The organism is Providencia sp. PROV122, assembly GCF_028482365.1.
GTDB classification, from domain to species: domain Bacteria; phylum Pseudomonadota; class Gammaproteobacteria; order Enterobacterales; family Enterobacteriaceae; genus Providencia; species Providencia stuartii.
The window spans coordinates 169,779-186,599 of sequence record NZ_JAMPQI010000002.1 but is presented as its reverse complement, the minus strand read 5'-3'; the positions used below and the strand labels follow the sequence as shown (position 1 = coordinate 186,599).

The window sequence follows — 16,821 nt, the reverse complement described above, 5'->3', positions numbered from 1 at the left end:
AGACAAAGATAGGCCGGAACCCAGCCTACCTCATTACTACTGTGGTATTACAGGAGGGAACCCTGATCAATTTTTATTTTTTACGACGAACAGAAGGCGCAGCCTTATCGAGAACACCATTCACAAATTTATGGCTATCTTCAGCACCAAAAACTTTGGCTAGTTCAATGCCTTCGTTAATTGCAACTTTATAAGGCACATCTTCACGGTAGCTTAGTTCATACATAGCAACACGTAAAATCGCTTTCTCTACCTGCCCCAACTCTTCAAGCTGGCGAGATAGGAAAGGAGCCATTAGCTGGTCAAGCTTAGCAGCGTTATTGGCGACTCCCGACAACAGTTCACGAAAATAAATAACGTCAACGTCAGACATGTCCTGTTCAGCAATAAATTCATATTCCACATCGGAAACATTATTACCGGATAATTGCCATGAATAGATGGCCTGTACAGCACACTCACGAGCGCGGCGACGAGCAGCAGGTTTCACAAGATTCCCCTTAAATAAAAACTAAATCAGCCTTTTACAGCTTTAAGTACATTAATCATTTCTAATGCCGTCAGAGCAGCTTCAGCGCCTTTATTGCCAGCTTTAGTACCAGCACGTTCAATGGCTTGCTCAATATTTTCAGTCGTCAAAACACCGAAAGTGACTGGCACTTCACTGTTCATTGCGACATGAGAAAGACCTGAACTGCACTCGCCTGCAACATATTCAAAATGCGCAGTTCCACCACGGATCACCGTGCCTAATGCAATAACAGCATCGTATTTTTTCGTTTCGGCCAGTGCTTTAACGGTTAATGGTAGCTCGTAAGCGCCTGGCACCCAGACAACAGTGATGTTATCTTGAGACACTTGGCCGATACGCTCTAAAGCATCAACAGCACCGTCCAGCAGACTATCATTAATAAAGTTGTTAAAACGAGCGATTGCAATGGCGACACGCGCTTGTGGCGCGGCAACAACACCTTTAATTACGTTCATAGCCTTCCTTTAATATTAATTATAACCCGCGGGGCGCGGATTTTATCACATTCTTTCGTTAATCGCGTGGTTGAATTTTAGCAAAATGATAAAAAACTTTTATTACCACACAGGACGTAGCCTGACACGCAGGTCATCACCGACTTTCTGCACATCAGTAAATTCAAATTTTTGTGCATCTGACAAATGTGCAAGTGCTGGAATATTCACCAAACCTCGCGCTGTATCCCCTAATAATTTAGGAGCAATATAGACAATCAGCTCATCCACCAAACCAAGTTTTAACAATGAGCCAGCGAGTATTGGTCCTGCTTCAACCCAAATGCTATTCACATTTCGTTTAGCCAACTGCATCATCAAGATCACAAGGTCAATACCATTATCATCAGATGGAATAGCAAGCTGTTCAACTTGCCCCTGCCAAACCGCATCAGGCTCGGGTTGAGAGCGAACTAACCAACATTCACCTGCCAATTGGGTGACCTTATGTTCCGCCGTGACGCGATTATGGTTATCTAAAACAATACGAATTGGTTGACGCAATGTGCTTTGCGGATAAACAGCTTGTATCTCGGCAGGTAATTCATTCCAACGTACGGTCAGTGAAGGGTTATCTGCCAGCACAGTACTACTGGTACTCAAAATTGCACTCGCTTGCGCACGCAATACCTGTACGTCCTGCCTTGCTGCTGCTGACGTGATCCATTTACTTTCACCTGATTCTAAGGCCGTTTTGCCGTCAAGGGAGGCTGCAAGTTTCAGTTGAACATAAGGGAATGCTGTACGCATACGCTTTAAAAATCCACGGTTTAATGATTCCGCTTCTTCCATCAATACGCCACTTGCGGTTTCAATCCCCGCTTGAGAAAGCATATATAATCCCCGACCTGCAACTTGAGGATTGGGGTCTTGCATTGCTGCCACAACACGACGAACACCCGCATTAATCAAAGCCTCAGCACAAGGTGGGGTACGACCGTGATGACTGCATGGCTCTAATGTTACGTAGGCGGTAGCGCCTTTCGCTTTCTCTCCTGCCATGCGTAAGGCATGAACTTCAGCATGCGGTTCACCCGCTTTTTGGTGATACCCTTCACCAACAATTTCACCATCACGTACGATAACGCAACCCACATTAGGATTTGGTGAAGTGGTAAAACGGCCTTTTTGGGCAAGCTCAAGTGCCCGCGCCATATAGATGCGGTCTTGTTCAATCATGTTCTTAATCCTGTAATTTAGCGATCTCTTCGCCAAACTCCCGTACATCTTCAAAGCTACGGTAGACTGAAGCAAAGCGGATATAAGCCACTTTATCCAGTTTCTTCAGTTCATCCATCACTAAATTACCAATCATTTTAGAAGGGATTTCACGTTCCCCTGTTGCACGTAGTTGTGATTTGATAGAAATAATGGCCTGTTCAACGGCATCAGCACTTACGGGCCGTTTTTCCAAGGCCTTTTGCATACCACGACTTAGCTTTTCTTCATCGAAGGGTTCGCGTACTTCATCACTTTTAATTACCCGTGGCATAACAAGTTCCGCCACTTCAAAGGTGGTGAAGCGTTCATGGCAAAGCAGACATTGACGACGCCTGCGCACTTGAGAGCCTTCTCCAACCAGACGCGAGTCAATTACTTTCGTATCTACAGCAGAGCAAAATGGGCAGTGCATAGTGTTTCCTGATTCTTATTTCGGGTAAACAGTGTAACCCAGAGCTTAATAAAAAACACCCCGCAAGACTGTACATTTGCAGTCTAACGGGGTGTTTTCATGTTTAAGCCATCTTTTTAGAACACACCAGACGGCTTTCATTCAGTCACCTAAGCCACCGACTTTCACCCAATGGGGATTACGGTAGTAAAGACTCTTGGTCAGCACCTTCTTTCTCAACTTTCGGTGGAAGTAAGTGCTCACGTTTCATACCCATTTTCAGTGCTAGTGCAGAAGCCACATAGATAGATGAAATCGTACCGATGGTTACACCAATTAACATGACCAATGAGAAGCCTTCTAACATCGCGCCACCGAAGATATACAGCATCAGCACCACTAACAGTGTTGTTGCAGATGTCATAATGGTACGGCTTAAGGTCTGTGTTAAAGAGACGTTCATAATTTCATACGGTGTACCGCGACGAATTTTACGGAAGTTTTCACGGATACGGTCAGATACAACGATACTGTCGTTCAGTGAATAACCAATAACGGACATCAATGACGCCACGATGGTCATATCTATCTCAATATGGAACAAAGATAGAATACCTAACGTAATCACAACGTCATGGGCAAGTGCTAATACTGCACCTGTCGCTAGACGCCATTCAAAGCGGAAACCAACATAAATCAAGATACAGATAAGCGCCGTTAACAGTGCAAGTGCCCCTGTTTGAGCAAGTTCTGCCCCAACACTAGGCCCCACAAATTCAATACGCTTCACTGTCGCTTGCTCATCAACATTTTTATTGATGATAGTGATGATCTCTTTACCGACTTCTTGACCTGCAACCCCTTCAATAGGTGGTAAACGGATCATGATGTCACGGCTGCTACCAAAATTTTGGATTAAAGGATCTTTGTGAGCCGTATTAGAAAGGCTGTCACGAATTTTATCCAAATCAGCTGGCTGACTCAGGTTGACTTCGATGACTGTACCACCAGTGAAGTCAAGGCCCCAGTTAAAGCCTTTCATCCCAATAATCGCGATAGATGCGATCAGTAATACAATAGAAATCCCAAAGGCAACGTTGTCCCAGCGCATAAAGTCATAGACTTTACGACCATAGTTCAATTGTTCAACAGTATAATCCTGTGCCACAACGTGCTCCTTAAATTGACAGCTTGTTGATACGTTTACCGCCATATAGCAGGTTCACGATAGCACGTGTACCAATAATAGCTGTAAACATAGAGGTGGCGACACCGATAGCTGTCGTAATTGCAAAGCCTTTGATTGACCCTGTACCCACTGCATACAGAATAATTGCAGTGATAAGTGTAGTCAGGTTTGCGTCGATAATACTTGAGAAAGCGCCTTTATAGCCTTCATGAATAGATTGCTGGACTGAACGCCCATTGCGCAACTCTTCTTTAATACGTTCGTTAATCAAAACGTTAGCATCGACGGCGACAGCAAGGGTCAGTACGATACCGGCAATACCTGGCATGGTCAGTGTGGCGCCTGGTAACAAGGACATCACCCCAACAATCATGATCAAGTTTGCAAACAACGCCGTACTCGCAATCAAACCAAACTTACGATAGTAAATAATCATAAATAAGATTGAAGCGAACAAACCAGCTAAACAAGCTTTTAGACCTTGTTCAATGTTTTGTAAACCAAGAGTCGGCCCAATAGTACGCTCTTCAACGATTTGGATTGGCGCAATTAACGCACCAGCACGTAGCAATAGCGACAATTGACGAGCTTCGTTTGGATCAGTGATCCCCGTGATACGGAATTGGCTTCCGAAACGCGCAGAAATATTCGCCGCGTTAATCACTTTCTCATCTTTCATCAAAATTACACGGCCTTCGGCATCTTTTTTCCCGCTGTCTTTATATTCAACAAACAGCGTTGCCATTTGTTTACCCTGATTGTCACGGGTAAAATCAGACATGACAGAGCCACCCGCGCTATCAAGGCCAATACTTACTTGTGGCGCACCATTTTCATCACTACCTGAAGTTGAGTCAGTGATGTGGTCACCAGTCAGGACGACTCGCTTATACAGAACGTAAGGGAAGCCATTACGATCATACTTAACCTCAGAATCGCCCGGCACACGGCCATTTTCTGCCGCTGCTGGGTCAACACTTTGGTTAACTAAACGGAACTCTAAGGTTGCCGTTGCCCCTAAAATTTCTTTGGCACGCGCGGTATCTTGGATACCAGGTAACTCAACAACAATACGCTCCGCACCTTGGCGCTGAACAAGAGGTTCTGCAACACCCAATTGGTTTACACGGTTACGAATAATGGTAATGTTTTGAGATACGGCATAGTTACGAGCCTCACGTAGACGCTCATCCGTCATAACTGCAGTCATGGTATTATTGTTACCATTAGAAAATACAAGATCTTGGAACTTACGAAGGAGTATTTTCTCTGCTTGGCTACGATCATCAGCATTACGGAAACGGATCTCAACGCTGTAATTGTCGCCTTTACGGATAGAAGAGTACGGAACTTTTGCTTGGCGCAAATCGTTACGTATACCGTCCATGTTTTGTTCCTGCAATTTACTTAATGCAGTGTCCATATCGACTTCCATGAGGAAGTGAACCCCACCACGCAGGTCTAGACCGAGTTTCATCGGCTCACCACCAACAGCTTCTAGCCATTTAGGTGTTGCAGGTGCAAGGTTTAATGCAACAACATATTGGTCACCCAGAGCGCTAACCAGTGCTTCACGAGCGCGCAATTGAATATCCGGGTTGTTGAATCGGGCAAGTACAGCCCCATTTTCCAAGGCAATAGATTTGCTCTGGATATTGTCTTTTTCTAACGTTTTTTGGACTTGGATCAGCGTTTGCTCATTGGCGGCGGTTCCCCGCACGCCAGTGATTTGAACAGCCGGATCCTCACCATATAGGTTTGGAAGCGCATAAAGCAGACCGATGAGGATCGCAGCGATCAGCATCAGATACTTCCACAAAGGATAACGGTTTAGCACGGCAGTTCCCTTCGGGAAAAATCAGAAATTAAATACCTTTCATTGTGCCTTTAGGTAAAACAGCAGCAACGAAATCACGTTTGATAGTTACTTCGGTGTTCTCACTCAGTTCAAGAACAACATAACCATTATCAGAAACTTTGGTTACACGACCAATCAAACCACCTGTTGTTAAAACTTCATCGCCCTTAGTGATTGACTCCATCAGTTTACGATGCTCTTTAGCACGTTTTTGCTGTGGACGTAAAATCATAAAATAGAAGATCAAAGCAAACACGGCGAGCATAATAATCATCGTATACGGGTTGCCCTGTGCTGGCGCGCCTGCAGATGCCGCTGCTTCAGAAATAAAAAAACTCATTCAACTTTCCTCATTGTTATTGAACGCTATTTAAAACATAAGTACAGCAAAGCTTAATATGCTACACAGATTAAGCTCATTTCGCACTTAAATTCATTCCATATTTAATGAAGGTTGGCTTTTGCCAATCTTCTGATAGAAATCTTTCGCAAACTCTTCAAAGTTACCATCTTCAATCGCTTGACGAATACCAGCCATTAGACGCTGATAATAACGCAAATTATGAATGGTATTTAGCCTTGCGCCAAGAATTTCATTACAACGATCGAGATGGTGTAAATACGCACGACTATAATGACGGCAAGTATAGCAATCACACTCAGGATCGAGTGTTGAAGTATCCGATTTATACTTCGCATTGCGAATTTTTACCACGCCATTCGTGACAAATAAATGACCATTGCGCGCATTTCGTGTTGGCATCACACAATCAAACATATCGATGCCACGGCGAACACCTTCAACTAAATCTTCCGGTTTACCAACCCCCATTAAATAGCGAGGTTTATCCGCCGGAATTTGTGGGCATACATGTTCTAAGATACGATGCATATCTTCTTTTGGCTCGCCTACCGCGAGGCCGCCTACAGCGTACCCATCAAAGCCGATCTCTACCAGCCCCTTAACTGAAATATCACGTAAATCTTCGTAAACACTACCTTGAATGATGCCAAATAGTGCGTTTTTGTTGTTTAATTCATCAAAGCGTTGACGGCTACGTGCAGCCCAACGTAAGGACATCTCCATGGATGTCTTCGCGTAATCCCAATCGGCAGGATATGGCGTACACTCATCAAAAATCATCACGATATCTGAGCCGAGATCGTATTGAATTTCCATTGACTTTTCAGGGCTTAAGAAGATTTTTTCACCGTTAATAGGGTTACGGAAATGCACACCTTCTTCTTTAATTTTACGCATAGCACCAAGGCTAAAGACTTGGAAACCGCCTGAGTCAGTCAAGATAGGACCTTGCCATTGCATAAAATCGTGTAAGTCACCATGCAATTTCATGATCTCTTGCCCTGGGCGCAACCATAAATGGAAGGTGTTACCAAGCAGAATTTGTGCACCTGTTTCTTTGACCTCTTCTGGGGTCATCCCTTTGACTGTTCCATAAGTACCAACAGGCATAAAAGCGGGGGTTTCCACCACGCCACGCTCAAAAATCAAGCGCCCACGACGCGCATTGCCATCCGTGGTTTGTAATTCATATTTCACGTTTATTTCTCCTAGCAGCAGAAAAACAGTCTGTTGCTGATATTAACTTTCACAGGCGAGCAGCTTATCCACCGCCTATCTAACTCACATTACTGCCCAATCTGCTCAAAACGAGCATCAGGATTACGCGTGATATACATAGCATCACCATAACTAAAGAAACGATATTTTTGTGCTACTGCTTCTTTATAGGCCTGCATAGTATTTTGATATCCAGCAAATGCAGAAACTAACATAATCAGTGTCGATTCTGGCAAATGGAAGTTGGTGATCAAAGCATCAACCACTTGATACTCAAACCCTGGATAAATAAAGATTTGGGTATCATCAAAAAATGGGGCAATGAGCGCATCTTGGCTCGCTTTTGCCGCACTTTCTAATGAGCGTACAGAAGTGGTTCCGACAGCGACCACACGGTTACCTCTCGCTTTACATGCCAATACGGCATCCACAACCTCTTGTGGCACCTCTGCATATTCAGAATGCATGACATGATCTTCGATAGTGTCAACACGCACGGGTTGAAAGGTTCCCGCGCCGACGTGTAAGGTGACGAACGCCATTTCAACGCCTTTTTCACGTAGTGCATCCAATAAAGGCTCATCAAAATGCAAGCCAGCGGTAGGAGCTGCAACCGCGCCAGGACGTTGGCTATAAACGGTTTGGTACAGTTCTTTATCCGATTCTTCATCAGGGCGGTCGATATAAGGTGGTAATGGCATATGCCCGATTTCATTGAGGATACTCAATACATCGCGCTGATCATCAAACTGCACTTCAAATAAAGCCCCATGGCGCGCAACCATAGTCGCATTAACGCTTTCATCTTCACCTAAAATCAGCTCTGCACCCTCTTTCGGGGCTTTAGATGCCCGAATATGAGCAAGTACGCGATGCTCATCCAGCATTCGTTCGACCAGCATTTCGATTTTGCCACCGCTCGCCTTACGACCAAATAGCCTTGCTGGAATGACTCGCGTGTTGTTAAACACCAGCAGATCACCGGGTGACAGTTTCTCAAGGATATCCGTAAAAATACCATGCGTGAGCTGCCCCGTTGGGCCATCAAGGCTTAGCAGTCTACATGCGCTTCGCTGCGCTTGAGGATAATGGGCAATTAATTCTTCAGGTAACTCAAAAGTAAAATCGGAAACACGCATTGTCTTAACTTCAATCTAAAAAAACAGGCGACTAGTCTAGTGCTGAGCACTCAAAGGCGCAAGAAATAAGCGTATTTTTGCCGAAAAAACCTTCAATATTTAACAAATATTTCTCAAGTCACGAAAATTTTCTTCCTTATGTCATCGCTGCATCGCTGTTTGCTATTCGATTTCGTGCTAAACGGATATCTCTAGGCAATTTCAGATCCGTGTTAAAACAACAGACCATAGACATCTAAAGATGCGTGCACAGTAAACGGGCTATAATTTACCAAGCATCGAGTATATGATATCAACATGAACTTTCTTGCTCACTTGCATCTTGCCTATAAAGCGAATAGCTCCCTATTGGGCAATATCATGGCCGACTTCGTTCGTGGCAACCCAGAAGGCCATTATGCGCCCGATGTTGTCGCGGGGATCACTATGCATCGAGCCGTTGATAAGGCGACAGACTCTCACCCTTTAGTCAAAGAAGCGCGCGCACTGTTCAGGCCGGATTACCGTCGGGTCGCGCCGATCACACTTGACCTTGTATGGGATCATTTCCTCTCATTGCATTGGTCTAAAATCGAACAAACTATCGGATTGGCCGATTTTATCTATTATGCACGTCGCCAAATTGAACCTAATCTGCGTCATACGCCTGAAAAGTTTCAGGAGTTAAATGAGTTTCTCTGGCCCCAAAATTGGTTAATTCGCTATGCAGATAAAACATATATAGGGCAATCGTTGAATGGAATGGCACGTCGGCGGCCTAAACTACATGCGCTTAGCGGCTCTTTTGATGACTTTTTATTGCAATATAAGCCACTTGAACAGATTTTTTTCCAGTTTTATCCGCAAATGATACAACAGGCTGAACAAGGAATATTTGTCGGTCACCTCACAACACTGAAGCCTTGATCAATTATCACTTGTACTTTACCGTAATAAAACTATTGTATTGATATCAATTTGTTAAATAAGTATAATTGATAGATAAAAACTATCACAGAAATTGGTATTTATACCTTTATTCTTTGTAGGGAATTTCATATTCTCTCTTGATATATTGCCTAAATAATTTGAACGGTTTGTTGGCAACCAGCGAAAGGCTTCCTAGCAGCAAAATAGCGCTATTACTAGGCACCTAACGCGGTCCAATAAGTGGTTTAAACTATTATGGATATAAAACCTTTAATTCAAACTCATAGGAGTAAATTATGGTTCTGGTAACACGTCAAGCCCCTGACTTTACTGCTGCAGCTGTTCTAGGTAACGGTGAAATTGTTGACAACTTTAACCTGAAAAATCACCTAAACGGCCGTCCAGCGGTGATCTTCTTCTGGCCAATGGACTTCACTTTTGTTTGTCCTTCAGAACTTATCGCGTTCGACCACCGTTATGAAGAATTCAAAAAACGTGGTGTGGAAGTAATCGGTGTTTCTTTTGACTCTGAATTCGTTCACAACGCATGGCGTAAAACTCCTGTTGATAACGGCGGTATTGGTGAAGTGAAATACCCAATGGTTGCTGACGTCAAACGTGAAATCATGAAAGCATACGGCATTGAGCACCCAGAAGCTGGCGTTGCTCTGCGTGGCTCTTTCTTGGTCGACAAAAATGGCGTTGTGCGTCACCAAGTCGTTAACGACCTACCACTCGGCCGTAACATCGATGAAATGCTGCGTATGGTTGATGCGCTGCAATTCCACGAAGAGCACGGTGATGTTTGCCCAGCGCAATGGGAAAAAGGTAAAGAAGGCATGAACGCATCACCTAAAGGTGTTGCTGACTACCTGACTAAAAACGCAACTGGCCTATAATTCATAGCGTTTACTGTTTTTATGGATCGGCATAAACTTCGGTTTATGCCGATTTTTTATTTTTGACAATCCCATTTGCCCGCTTTTACTTTATTCTCTGCTTTTTATTCGTCTTTTTTCAAATAATTATTGCTAGAAAGTTCTTAATTGATGCTAAAGAACAATATATCTGAGGATATATAGCGCACCATACTTTTACAGGACTGCTATTTATAATATGGTTACATTTATCCATAAATAGTTACATTTTTAACTCAATATAGCGTCAATCGTAAAGTAGGAAAAAACGATGAAATTTAAACTGTTAGCATCGGTTGTTATAGCTGGTACTTTGCTTGCAGGCTGTGATAACAACCAAACAGCCTCTGAAAGTAATTTCAAAAAATCCATTCAAGATTATCTCGATACTAAATCGGCTATTTGTATCAATACTGGCCCATTCCCTGCTGAGCTTTTAGCACAAGCAAATACTCGAAAAATAGAACAATTAGATAGTTTGGTTGATGCTGGATTATTAAACAAATCAGAAAAAAAAGTCGTTATCAAAGATATGTGGGGAACAGAACAAACAGGTGAAGGTGTTGAATTTACCTTAACGAGTGAAGGTCAAAAATTCTTTGATGAGGCAAAAGCCGAATTTTCTGGGCGTGGCAGCTTCTGTACAGGTAAGTTAGTGGTCACTGAAGTCACGAATTTCACAGAGCCAGCTGAGCGCGGTGGTCAAAAAATCTCTATCGCTAACTTTAAACAAAAAATCGAAGATGTGGCACCTTGGGCCAAAAATGAAAAAGTCATTGCCGCCTACCCACAAATCAAATCAACTCAAGAGCGTGCTGAAAAATCACAACAAAGCCCATTGGTACTGACCAATAACGGCTGGATCCATATTGCATTGTTCAACCAAAAATAAATTGGTCTCCCTAAGCAGAGCCACGATCAGGCTCTGCTTAACCCATTGTTTTATATTTTTAAGTTAATTTTTTCACTACATTGTTAACATTTCTCGATTGTATCTTTCAGTCTCTCCAGCTATTTTATGCTATACATAAAGAACACAATTAATTAACAAATGAATCACATTAGTTAATTGTGTTACTCAATTTCATAAAAAGCCCATTCCATTTTATTCATCGGGAGATACGAATGATAAAAACATCATGGCGCCCCTCTGTCCTATTACTTTCACTGCTTATCTCACCTCAACTCTTTGCCGCCTCAGAACCTGCTGTCGAGGCCAAAAAAGGAATGGTTGTGTCTTCTCAACACCTAGCCTCTCAAATTGGTGCCGACATCCTTAATGCAGGCGGTAATGCAGTTGATGCGGCTGTTGCTGTGGGATATGCCCAAGCCGTGGTTAATCCATGCTGTGGGAATATTGGTGGCGGCGGATTTATGACCATTCACCTTGCTAATGGCAAAGATCTTTTTATCAACTTTAGAGAAACCGCCCCAGAAGCCGCTAGCGCTAATATGTACTTAGATAAGAATGGTAATTTAATAAAAGATGCCAGCCTCTATGGTTACCTCGCATCGGGGGTTCCGGGAACGGTAAAAGGGCTTGATTATGCGCTCGAAAAATATGGCACAATGAGCCGCCAGCAAGTCATGGAGCCGGCAATTAAATTAGCCAGAGAAGGTTTTGTTTTAACGCGGGCAGATACCGATGTCCTAGATACCACTGTCGATCGCTTTAAGCAAGACCCAGAAGTCGCACGCATTTTTTTAAAACCTAATGGTAGTGCCTTTCAACCCGGCGATCTGTTAGTACAAACCGACTTAGCCAATACCCTTGAAAAAATTGCGAAAGAAGGCCCTAAAGCTTTCTATGAAGGCGAAATACCGAAGATCGTAGAAGAAGCGTCTAAAAAGAATGGGGGGATCTTAACCGCAAAAGATTTTGCTAATTATACGATCACCGACACCACACCAATTAGCTGTACCTATCGAGGCTATAAATTTATTTCAGCACCACCGCCTAGCTCGGGTGGGGTAACCATCTGCCAAACACTCAATATCTTAGAAGGCTATAACCTTAAAGAGATGGGGTTCAATTCGGCAGAATATATTCATACTCTCACAGAGGCAATGCGCCATGCCTACATGGATAGAAACACTTTCCTAGGCGATCCGGCATTTGTCGATAACCCAACCGACAAGTTATTGAGTAAAGCCTACGCAGAAGAGCTACGTAAAGAGATCAAACCTAACCAAGCAACGCCATCAACACAAGTCCAACCCGGTGTAGGGCCACATGAAAAACCAGAAACCACTCATTACTCTGTTGTCGATGACAAAGGTAATGCGGTTTCAACGACTTATACCATCAATGGACGTTTCGGCTCCGTGGTGATCCCGCCTGGTACAGGGTTCTTTTTAAATGATGAGATGGATGATTTCACCACCAAAGTCGGTGAGAAAAATATGTATGGTTTAGTTCAAGGTGAAAGAAACGCGATTGCTCCTGGTAAGCGCCCACTATCATCGATGAGCCCAACCATAGTGACCAAAGATGGTAAAGTGTTCTTAGTGCTCGGCTCCCCAGGCGGGTCACGGATTATTTCAATCACATTGCAAACCGCCCTAAATATCATTGACCATGGAATGCCTCCTCAAGAAGCCGTGAACGCACCGCGTATCCACCATCAATGGTTACCCGATGAAGTTTACTATGAGGAGCGTGGTGTCTCTAAAGATACCTTAGCGTTGCTCGATAAGATGGGTTACAAAATGGTAGAACAAACACCATGGGGCGCAGCAGAGTTAATTATGGTGCCCGTACCGGATGCTAAAGGAGATAAAACAGACTCATCAGGCAATGATGCCGCAGTTTCAGGCAAAGTTCGCCAAGGCTATATCTACGGTTCAAATGATGTTCGTCGTCCAGCCGGTAAAGCCGTTGGTGTCGATTAAAATCCACATTTAAAACAAATGGCGGGATAACCCGCCATTTAAATGATTAGCTAAGCGGGGAGACCCGCTTAGTGTTATCTACTAAAAAATCAACAAATTGATATTTTTAATGGTTTTCACAATCTCTTATGGCCGCAGCCAAACACCTTGATGTTGACCCACGACCTGAAATTACCTTGCGTTATTTACGAATAAAATTATCCACAATAAGGCTGATCGCTTCTTCACTACGACCATGTAAAACCGCTTTTGCCGTATAAAGCCCCATACCGACAACACTATTAAGCTCTACATTCGGTGGCATAACCAATTCATTCGGTGAAGTATGCACGTTTAATACCGCTGGGCCATTATAATTTAGGAAGCGGATAACAGCGTCCTCCAATGCTTCTGGGGATTCAACTGATTCACCAAACATCCCTAACGCACTCGCCAGCTTACCAAAATCAGGGTTTTCTAAATCGGTATAGTTATTCAATAACCCTTCAACTTTTTGTTCTAATTCAACAAAGTTAAGCGATTTATTGTTGATGATAACGATTTTTGCCGCCAATTTTTCTTGCGTCATAGTGAGTAGATCGCCTAATAGCATCGCTAACCCACCATCACCTGACATAGAGATCACTTGGCGATTAGGAAACGCTTTTTTCAATCCTAATGCTTGAGGCATTGCGTTAGCCATGGTGCCATGTTTTAAGCTCGTTAATGTTCTTCGCTGCCCATTGGTATTGATATAGCGCAGCATCCAAACCATTGCAGAACCCCCATCTGCCGTAAAAATAGCGTCGCTATCTGCATGCTTATCGAGTAGCTGAGCAAGGTATTGAGGGTGGATGACATGAGCTTTCGCCCCTTTTTCTAGCCAGCTAATTTTTTCGAGTGTCTTTTTGTGCAAATCGACAGATTTACGTAAAAACTCATCATCGGTTTTATTGTCAATTAAAGGCAATAATTGCAATAAGGTTTCATTGACATCACCATTAAGCCCTAAATTGACAGGGTGGCGTTTACCGATATTTTCTAAATTAATATCAACTTGTACGATGGTTGCTTTTTCAGGGAAAAATTGAGGCCATGCGAAATCAGTACCTAACAGCAGCAAAGTATCGCAGTTTTTTAACATGGTAAAACCGGACTCAATACCGATCATTCCCGTCATTCCCACATTATATGGGTTATCATATTCAATAAAATCTTTGGCTCGTGAGGTATGTGCAATTGGCGCTTTTAATTTTTCTGCCAATTGAAGAAGTGCTCCTCTGGCATCTTTACTACCAATCCCCGCATAAATACCTATTTTCTTACCTTTATTTAATACATCTGCCAGCGCTTTAATATCTTCTTGAGCAGGGATAATTCGCGGTTGATGATAATTGACGGCTATTTTATTTGGATAGTCTATTTCAGACTTACTTATATTTACTGGAAGAATAATAACAGCGACACCTTTTTGACTTAAAGCTGCACTAATGGCATTTTTTGTCACTTCAATCGCTTTATCAGGGCTAATAATTTCTTCGCAGAATACTGAGCATTCACTATAAACGGATTTAAAATCGACGTATTGAGGGAAAGAACTATCGGTTGTATTAGTATCTAATTGGCTTGCAATCAAAATAACAGGCGCGCCATTGCGATGTGATTCATATAATCCATTAATAAAATGTAAGCTTCCAGGTCCACAGGAGCCTGCACATGCGGTGAGTTGGCCTGAAATAAAGGATTCGGCACCGGCGGCAAATCCCCCAACCTCCTCATGCCTTACATGGATCCACTCCATCTTACTTTCATGTATCGCATCCGTGACATAATTTAAAGTATCACCAACGATGCCATAACAATGCTTCACACCTGAATTTTGGAGAATATCAACAATCACGCTAGCAACATTTTTTTTCATGCAAGGCTCCAATAGCAGATTATTTCTTATAAACAAAAGATCACAGATGACTCTTGTCTACATATTTATATTATTAATATCACAATAAGTAATAACTGCAATTAAAAGCACTATTTTTATTTTAAACCTTTCTTTTTATGATATTTTTCCGTCAGAATAAGAAGTAAAAAAGGAGCTAATAAGCTCCTTTTTCTATTATTGAATATTGATATTTTTAGGCTTGTTTATGTTCGGCTGCGGGTGTGATCACTCGGTCACAAATTGCCGCTACAATTAACACCACAAATGATGGTAATAACCATGCCAAATCTTGTTGATATAACGGAATTCCAGTCATCCAATCAGGAATATACGTTTTCAGATGATCTGACGCTTTCGCTGCACCAATTAACCCCACAATAAAACTGGTCAACATGGTTGGGGCAATCACCACACTTGGGTTACGCCACCACTTTAAAGTAAAGCTTAATAAAATAAGCACAATACAAGGTGGGTAAATCGCCACTAATACAGGAACAGAAAACGCAATCAGTTTACTTAATCCAAGATTAGAAACGACCATGGAGAATGCACCAAGTACCAAGACTAGCGTGCGGTAAGAGATTGGCACATAGCGGCTAAAGAACTCCGCGCAAGCACAGGTCAAACCAACAGCCGTCACCATACAGGCAACAAAAATCAATACGGCAAGGAAGAAGCTACCATAGTTACCAAATGTATACTGAACATAGGCATGCAGAATATCAGCACCATCTTGAGGGTTTGGAATAATGGATGCGCTGTTTTCACCTAATTTAAATAGTGAAAGGTAAACCAGTGTCAGTAGCACTCCCGCAATCAGCCCCGCCCACATGGTATAGCGGGTCAGTAGTGAGGAATTTTCGATACCTCGCGAACGGGCCGCATTAACAATCACGATACCAAAAACCATTGCCCCCAATGTATCCATCGTCAAATAGCCATTGATAAAGCCATTTGAGAAAGCCATATCGCGATATTCATCTGTTGATAACATAGGTTGACCTGCCGGCCAAAGCACAGCCGCAACACCAAGGATAGCAAGGGCTAACATTTTTACAGGTGCCAGTATGTGACCTACACTATCCAGTAGTTTACCTGGGTATAGAGAAATACCGATGACTAGCACAAAATAGACTGCACTATAAATTAATAATGATATATCTGATTCGCCACCAAGTAGCGGTGCAATCCCCACTTTGTAAGAAACCGTCGCAGTGCGAGGCGTGGCGAATAGCGGGCCAACGGACAGATAAGCAACAACAGCAAGCAATAGCCCCGCCGTTTTACCAACAGGTGTACTTAGGGCTTCAATACCCCCACCCACTTTGGCTAATGCCACAACGGTTAAAACAGGCAACCCCACACCTGTAACCAAAAAGCCTAGCGCGGCAGTCCACACTTGCTCGCCAGCCTGTAAGCCAACCATTGGTGGAAATATGATATTTCCAGCACCAACGAAGAGCGCAAAGGTCATAAAACCTAAGGCAAGAATATCTCTGGATGTTAAACGATGAGCCATATTTTATGTTAAATCTTTGTAACAGTGTTAGAAAATATAGAGTAACTAATCAGTAACTCTTTGAATTATAAATGGCGGTATAGAATTCTAATTAACAAGTTGATAAACAATACAATGTGTACGATTTATCACATCAGGCAAGATTAAAAATCAAAAAACAGAAAAAATCGCCAATAACTGGCTACAAGTAAAACTTTTATAGGGAAAAAAGGCAATAGCAAACCTAAAAACAAGAATAAATCTCTAAAGTATTTTTT

At 42.8% G+C, this 16,821-nt stretch carries 15 protein-coding genes; 4 read left to right on the top strand and 11 right to left on the bottom strand.

Going from position 1 to position 16,821, the window contains the following annotated elements; translation table 11 throughout:
- Positions 1-73: 73 nt before the first annotated feature.
- The 9 genes from nusB to queA all read right to left on the bottom strand — a co-directional run bounded on the left by nusB (position 74) and on the right by queA (position 8,406).
- Positions 74-490, bottom strand: coding sequence for a transcription antitermination factor NusB (gene nusB, locus PSE69_RS02460; RefSeq protein ID WP_004926984.1), 417 nt, complete (start codon positions 488-490; stop codon positions 74-76).
- A gap of 26 nt (positions 491-516) precedes the next feature.
- Positions 517-987, bottom strand: coding sequence for a 6,7-dimethyl-8-ribityllumazine synthase (gene ribH / locus PSE69_RS02455; protein WP_004926982.1), 471 nt, complete (start codon positions 985-987; stop codon positions 517-519).
- A 102-nt stretch (positions 988-1,089) separates the two neighbouring features.
- Positions 1,090-2,205, bottom strand: coding sequence for a bifunctional diaminohydroxyphosphoribosylaminopyrimidine deaminase/5-amino-6-(5-phosphoribosylamino)uracil reductase RibD (gene ribD / locus PSE69_RS02450; RefSeq protein ID WP_121874724.1), 1,116 nt, complete (start codon positions 2,203-2,205; stop codon positions 1,090-1,092).
- 4 nt (positions 2,206-2,209) lie between these two features.
- Positions 2,210-2,659 (bottom strand): transcriptional regulator NrdR, encoded by a 450-nt coding sequence (gene nrdR / locus PSE69_RS02445; RefSeq protein WP_004926977.1) that lies wholly within the window; start codon positions 2,657-2,659, stop codon positions 2,210-2,212.
- Positions 2,660-2,837: 178 nt separating this feature from the next.
- Positions 2,838-3,806 carry a protein translocase subunit SecF gene (gene secF, locus PSE69_RS02440; RefSeq protein WP_014656778.1) on the bottom strand — a complete coding sequence of 323 codons (969 nt, stop codon included), beginning with the start codon at positions 3,804-3,806 and terminating at the stop codon, positions 2,838-2,840.
- A gap of 10 nt (positions 3,807-3,816) precedes the next feature.
- Positions 3,817-5,664, bottom strand: a complete 1,848-nt coding sequence (gene secD / locus PSE69_RS02435) for a protein translocase subunit SecD (protein ID WP_014656779.1) — start codon at positions 5,662-5,664, stop codon at positions 3,817-3,819.
- A gap of 28 nt (positions 5,665-5,692) precedes the next feature.
- Positions 5,693-6,025 (bottom strand): preprotein translocase subunit YajC, encoded by a 333-nt coding sequence (gene yajC, locus PSE69_RS02430; protein ID WP_004926971.1) that lies wholly within the window; start codon positions 6,023-6,025, stop codon positions 5,693-5,695.
- A 93-nt stretch (positions 6,026-6,118) separates the two neighbouring features.
- Complete coding sequence (gene tgt, locus PSE69_RS02425; protein WP_004926970.1) at positions 6,119-7,246, bottom strand: tRNA guanosine(34) transglycosylase Tgt; 1,128 nt, start codon at positions 7,244-7,246, stop codon at positions 6,119-6,121.
- Between the two features lie 89 nt (positions 7,247-7,335).
- Complete coding sequence (gene queA / locus PSE69_RS02420) at positions 7,336-8,406, bottom strand: tRNA preQ1(34) S-adenosylmethionine ribosyltransferase-isomerase QueA (RefSeq protein WP_036941828.1); 1,071 nt, start codon at positions 8,404-8,406, stop codon at positions 7,336-7,338.
- A gap of 297 nt (positions 8,407-8,703) precedes the next feature.
- Here queA and PSE69_RS02415 point away from each other — a divergent pair, with 297 nt between their 5' ends.
- The 4 genes from PSE69_RS02415 (at position 8,704) to ggt (ending at position 13,124) form a co-directional block, all read left to right on the top strand.
- Complete coding sequence (locus PSE69_RS02415) at positions 8,704-9,312, top strand: acyl carrier protein phosphodiesterase (RefSeq protein WP_014656782.1); 609 nt, start codon at positions 8,704-8,706, stop codon at positions 9,310-9,312.
- Between the two features lie 299 nt (positions 9,313-9,611).
- On the top strand, positions 9,612-10,214 hold the full coding sequence (locus PSE69_RS02410; protein WP_004926964.1) for a peroxiredoxin C: 603 nt from the start codon (positions 9,612-9,614) through the stop codon (positions 10,212-10,214).
- A gap of 289 nt (positions 10,215-10,503) precedes the next feature.
- On the top strand, positions 10,504-11,124 hold the full coding sequence (locus tag PSE69_RS02405) for a hypothetical protein (RefSeq protein ID WP_004926962.1): 621 nt from the start codon (positions 10,504-10,506) through the stop codon (positions 11,122-11,124).
- A 233-nt stretch (positions 11,125-11,357) separates the two neighbouring features.
- Positions 11,358-13,124 (top strand): gamma-glutamyltransferase, encoded by a 1,767-nt coding sequence (ggt, locus tag PSE69_RS02400; protein ID WP_004926960.1) that lies wholly within the window; start codon positions 11,358-11,360, stop codon positions 13,122-13,124.
- A gap of 181 nt (positions 13,125-13,305) precedes the next feature.
- Here ggt and PSE69_RS02395 read toward each other — a convergent pair whose 3' ends face one another.
- Both PSE69_RS02395 and brnQ read right to left on the bottom strand, forming a co-directional pair.
- Positions 13,306-15,024: a thiamine pyrophosphate-dependent enzyme gene (locus PSE69_RS02395; protein WP_036941831.1), complete on the bottom strand. Its 1,719-nt coding sequence runs from the start codon at positions 15,022-15,024 to the stop codon at positions 13,306-13,308.
- A gap of 214 nt (positions 15,025-15,238) precedes the next feature.
- Complete coding sequence (gene brnQ / locus PSE69_RS02390) at positions 15,239-16,564, bottom strand: branched-chain amino acid transport system II carrier protein (RefSeq protein WP_004926953.1); 1,326 nt, start codon at positions 16,562-16,564, stop codon at positions 15,239-15,241.
- Between the last annotated feature and the right edge of the window lie 257 nt (positions 16,565-16,821).

What these genes read in the sequence shown, in the direction of transcription:
- PSE69_RS02410 (WP_004926964.1), top strand. Translation starts at nt 9,612, where the DNA reads ATGGTTCTGGTAACACGTCAAGCCCCTGACTTTACTGCTGCAGCTGTT.
- PSE69_RS02415 (WP_014656782.1), top strand. Translation starts at nt 8,704, where the DNA reads ATGAACTTTCTTGCTCACTTGCATCTTGCCTATAAAGCGAATAGCTCC.
- yajC (WP_004926971.1), bottom strand. Translation starts at nt 6,025, where the DNA reads ATGAGTTTTTTTATTTCTGAAGCAGCGGCATCTGCAGGCGCGCCAGCA.
- brnQ (WP_004926953.1), bottom strand. Translation starts at nt 16,564, where the DNA reads ATGGCTCATCGTTTAACATCCAGAGATATTCTTGCCTTAGGTTTTATG.
- ribH (WP_004926982.1), bottom strand. Translation starts at nt 987, where the DNA reads ATGAACGTAATTAAAGGTGTTGTTGCCGCGCCACAAGCGCGTGTCGCC.
- ribD (WP_121874724.1), bottom strand. Translation starts at nt 2,205, where the DNA reads ATGATTGAACAAGACCGCATCTATATGGCGCGGGCACTTGAGCTTGCC.
- ggt (WP_004926960.1), top strand. Translation starts at nt 11,358, where the DNA reads ATGATAAAAACATCATGGCGCCCCTCTGTCCTATTACTTTCACTGCTT.
- queA (WP_036941828.1), bottom strand. Translation starts at nt 8,406, where the DNA reads ATGCGTGTTTCCGATTTTACTTTTGAGTTACCTGAAGAATTAATTGCC.
- PSE69_RS02405 (WP_004926962.1), top strand. Translation starts at nt 10,504, where the DNA reads ATGAAATTTAAACTGTTAGCATCGGTTGTTATAGCTGGTACTTTGCTT.
- PSE69_RS02395 (WP_036941831.1), bottom strand. Translation starts at nt 15,024, where the DNA reads ATGAAAAAAAATGTTGCTAGCGTGATTGTTGATATTCTCCAAAATTCA.
- nrdR (WP_004926977.1), bottom strand. Translation starts at nt 2,659, where the DNA reads ATGCACTGCCCATTTTGCTCTGCTGTAGATACGAAAGTAATTGACTCG.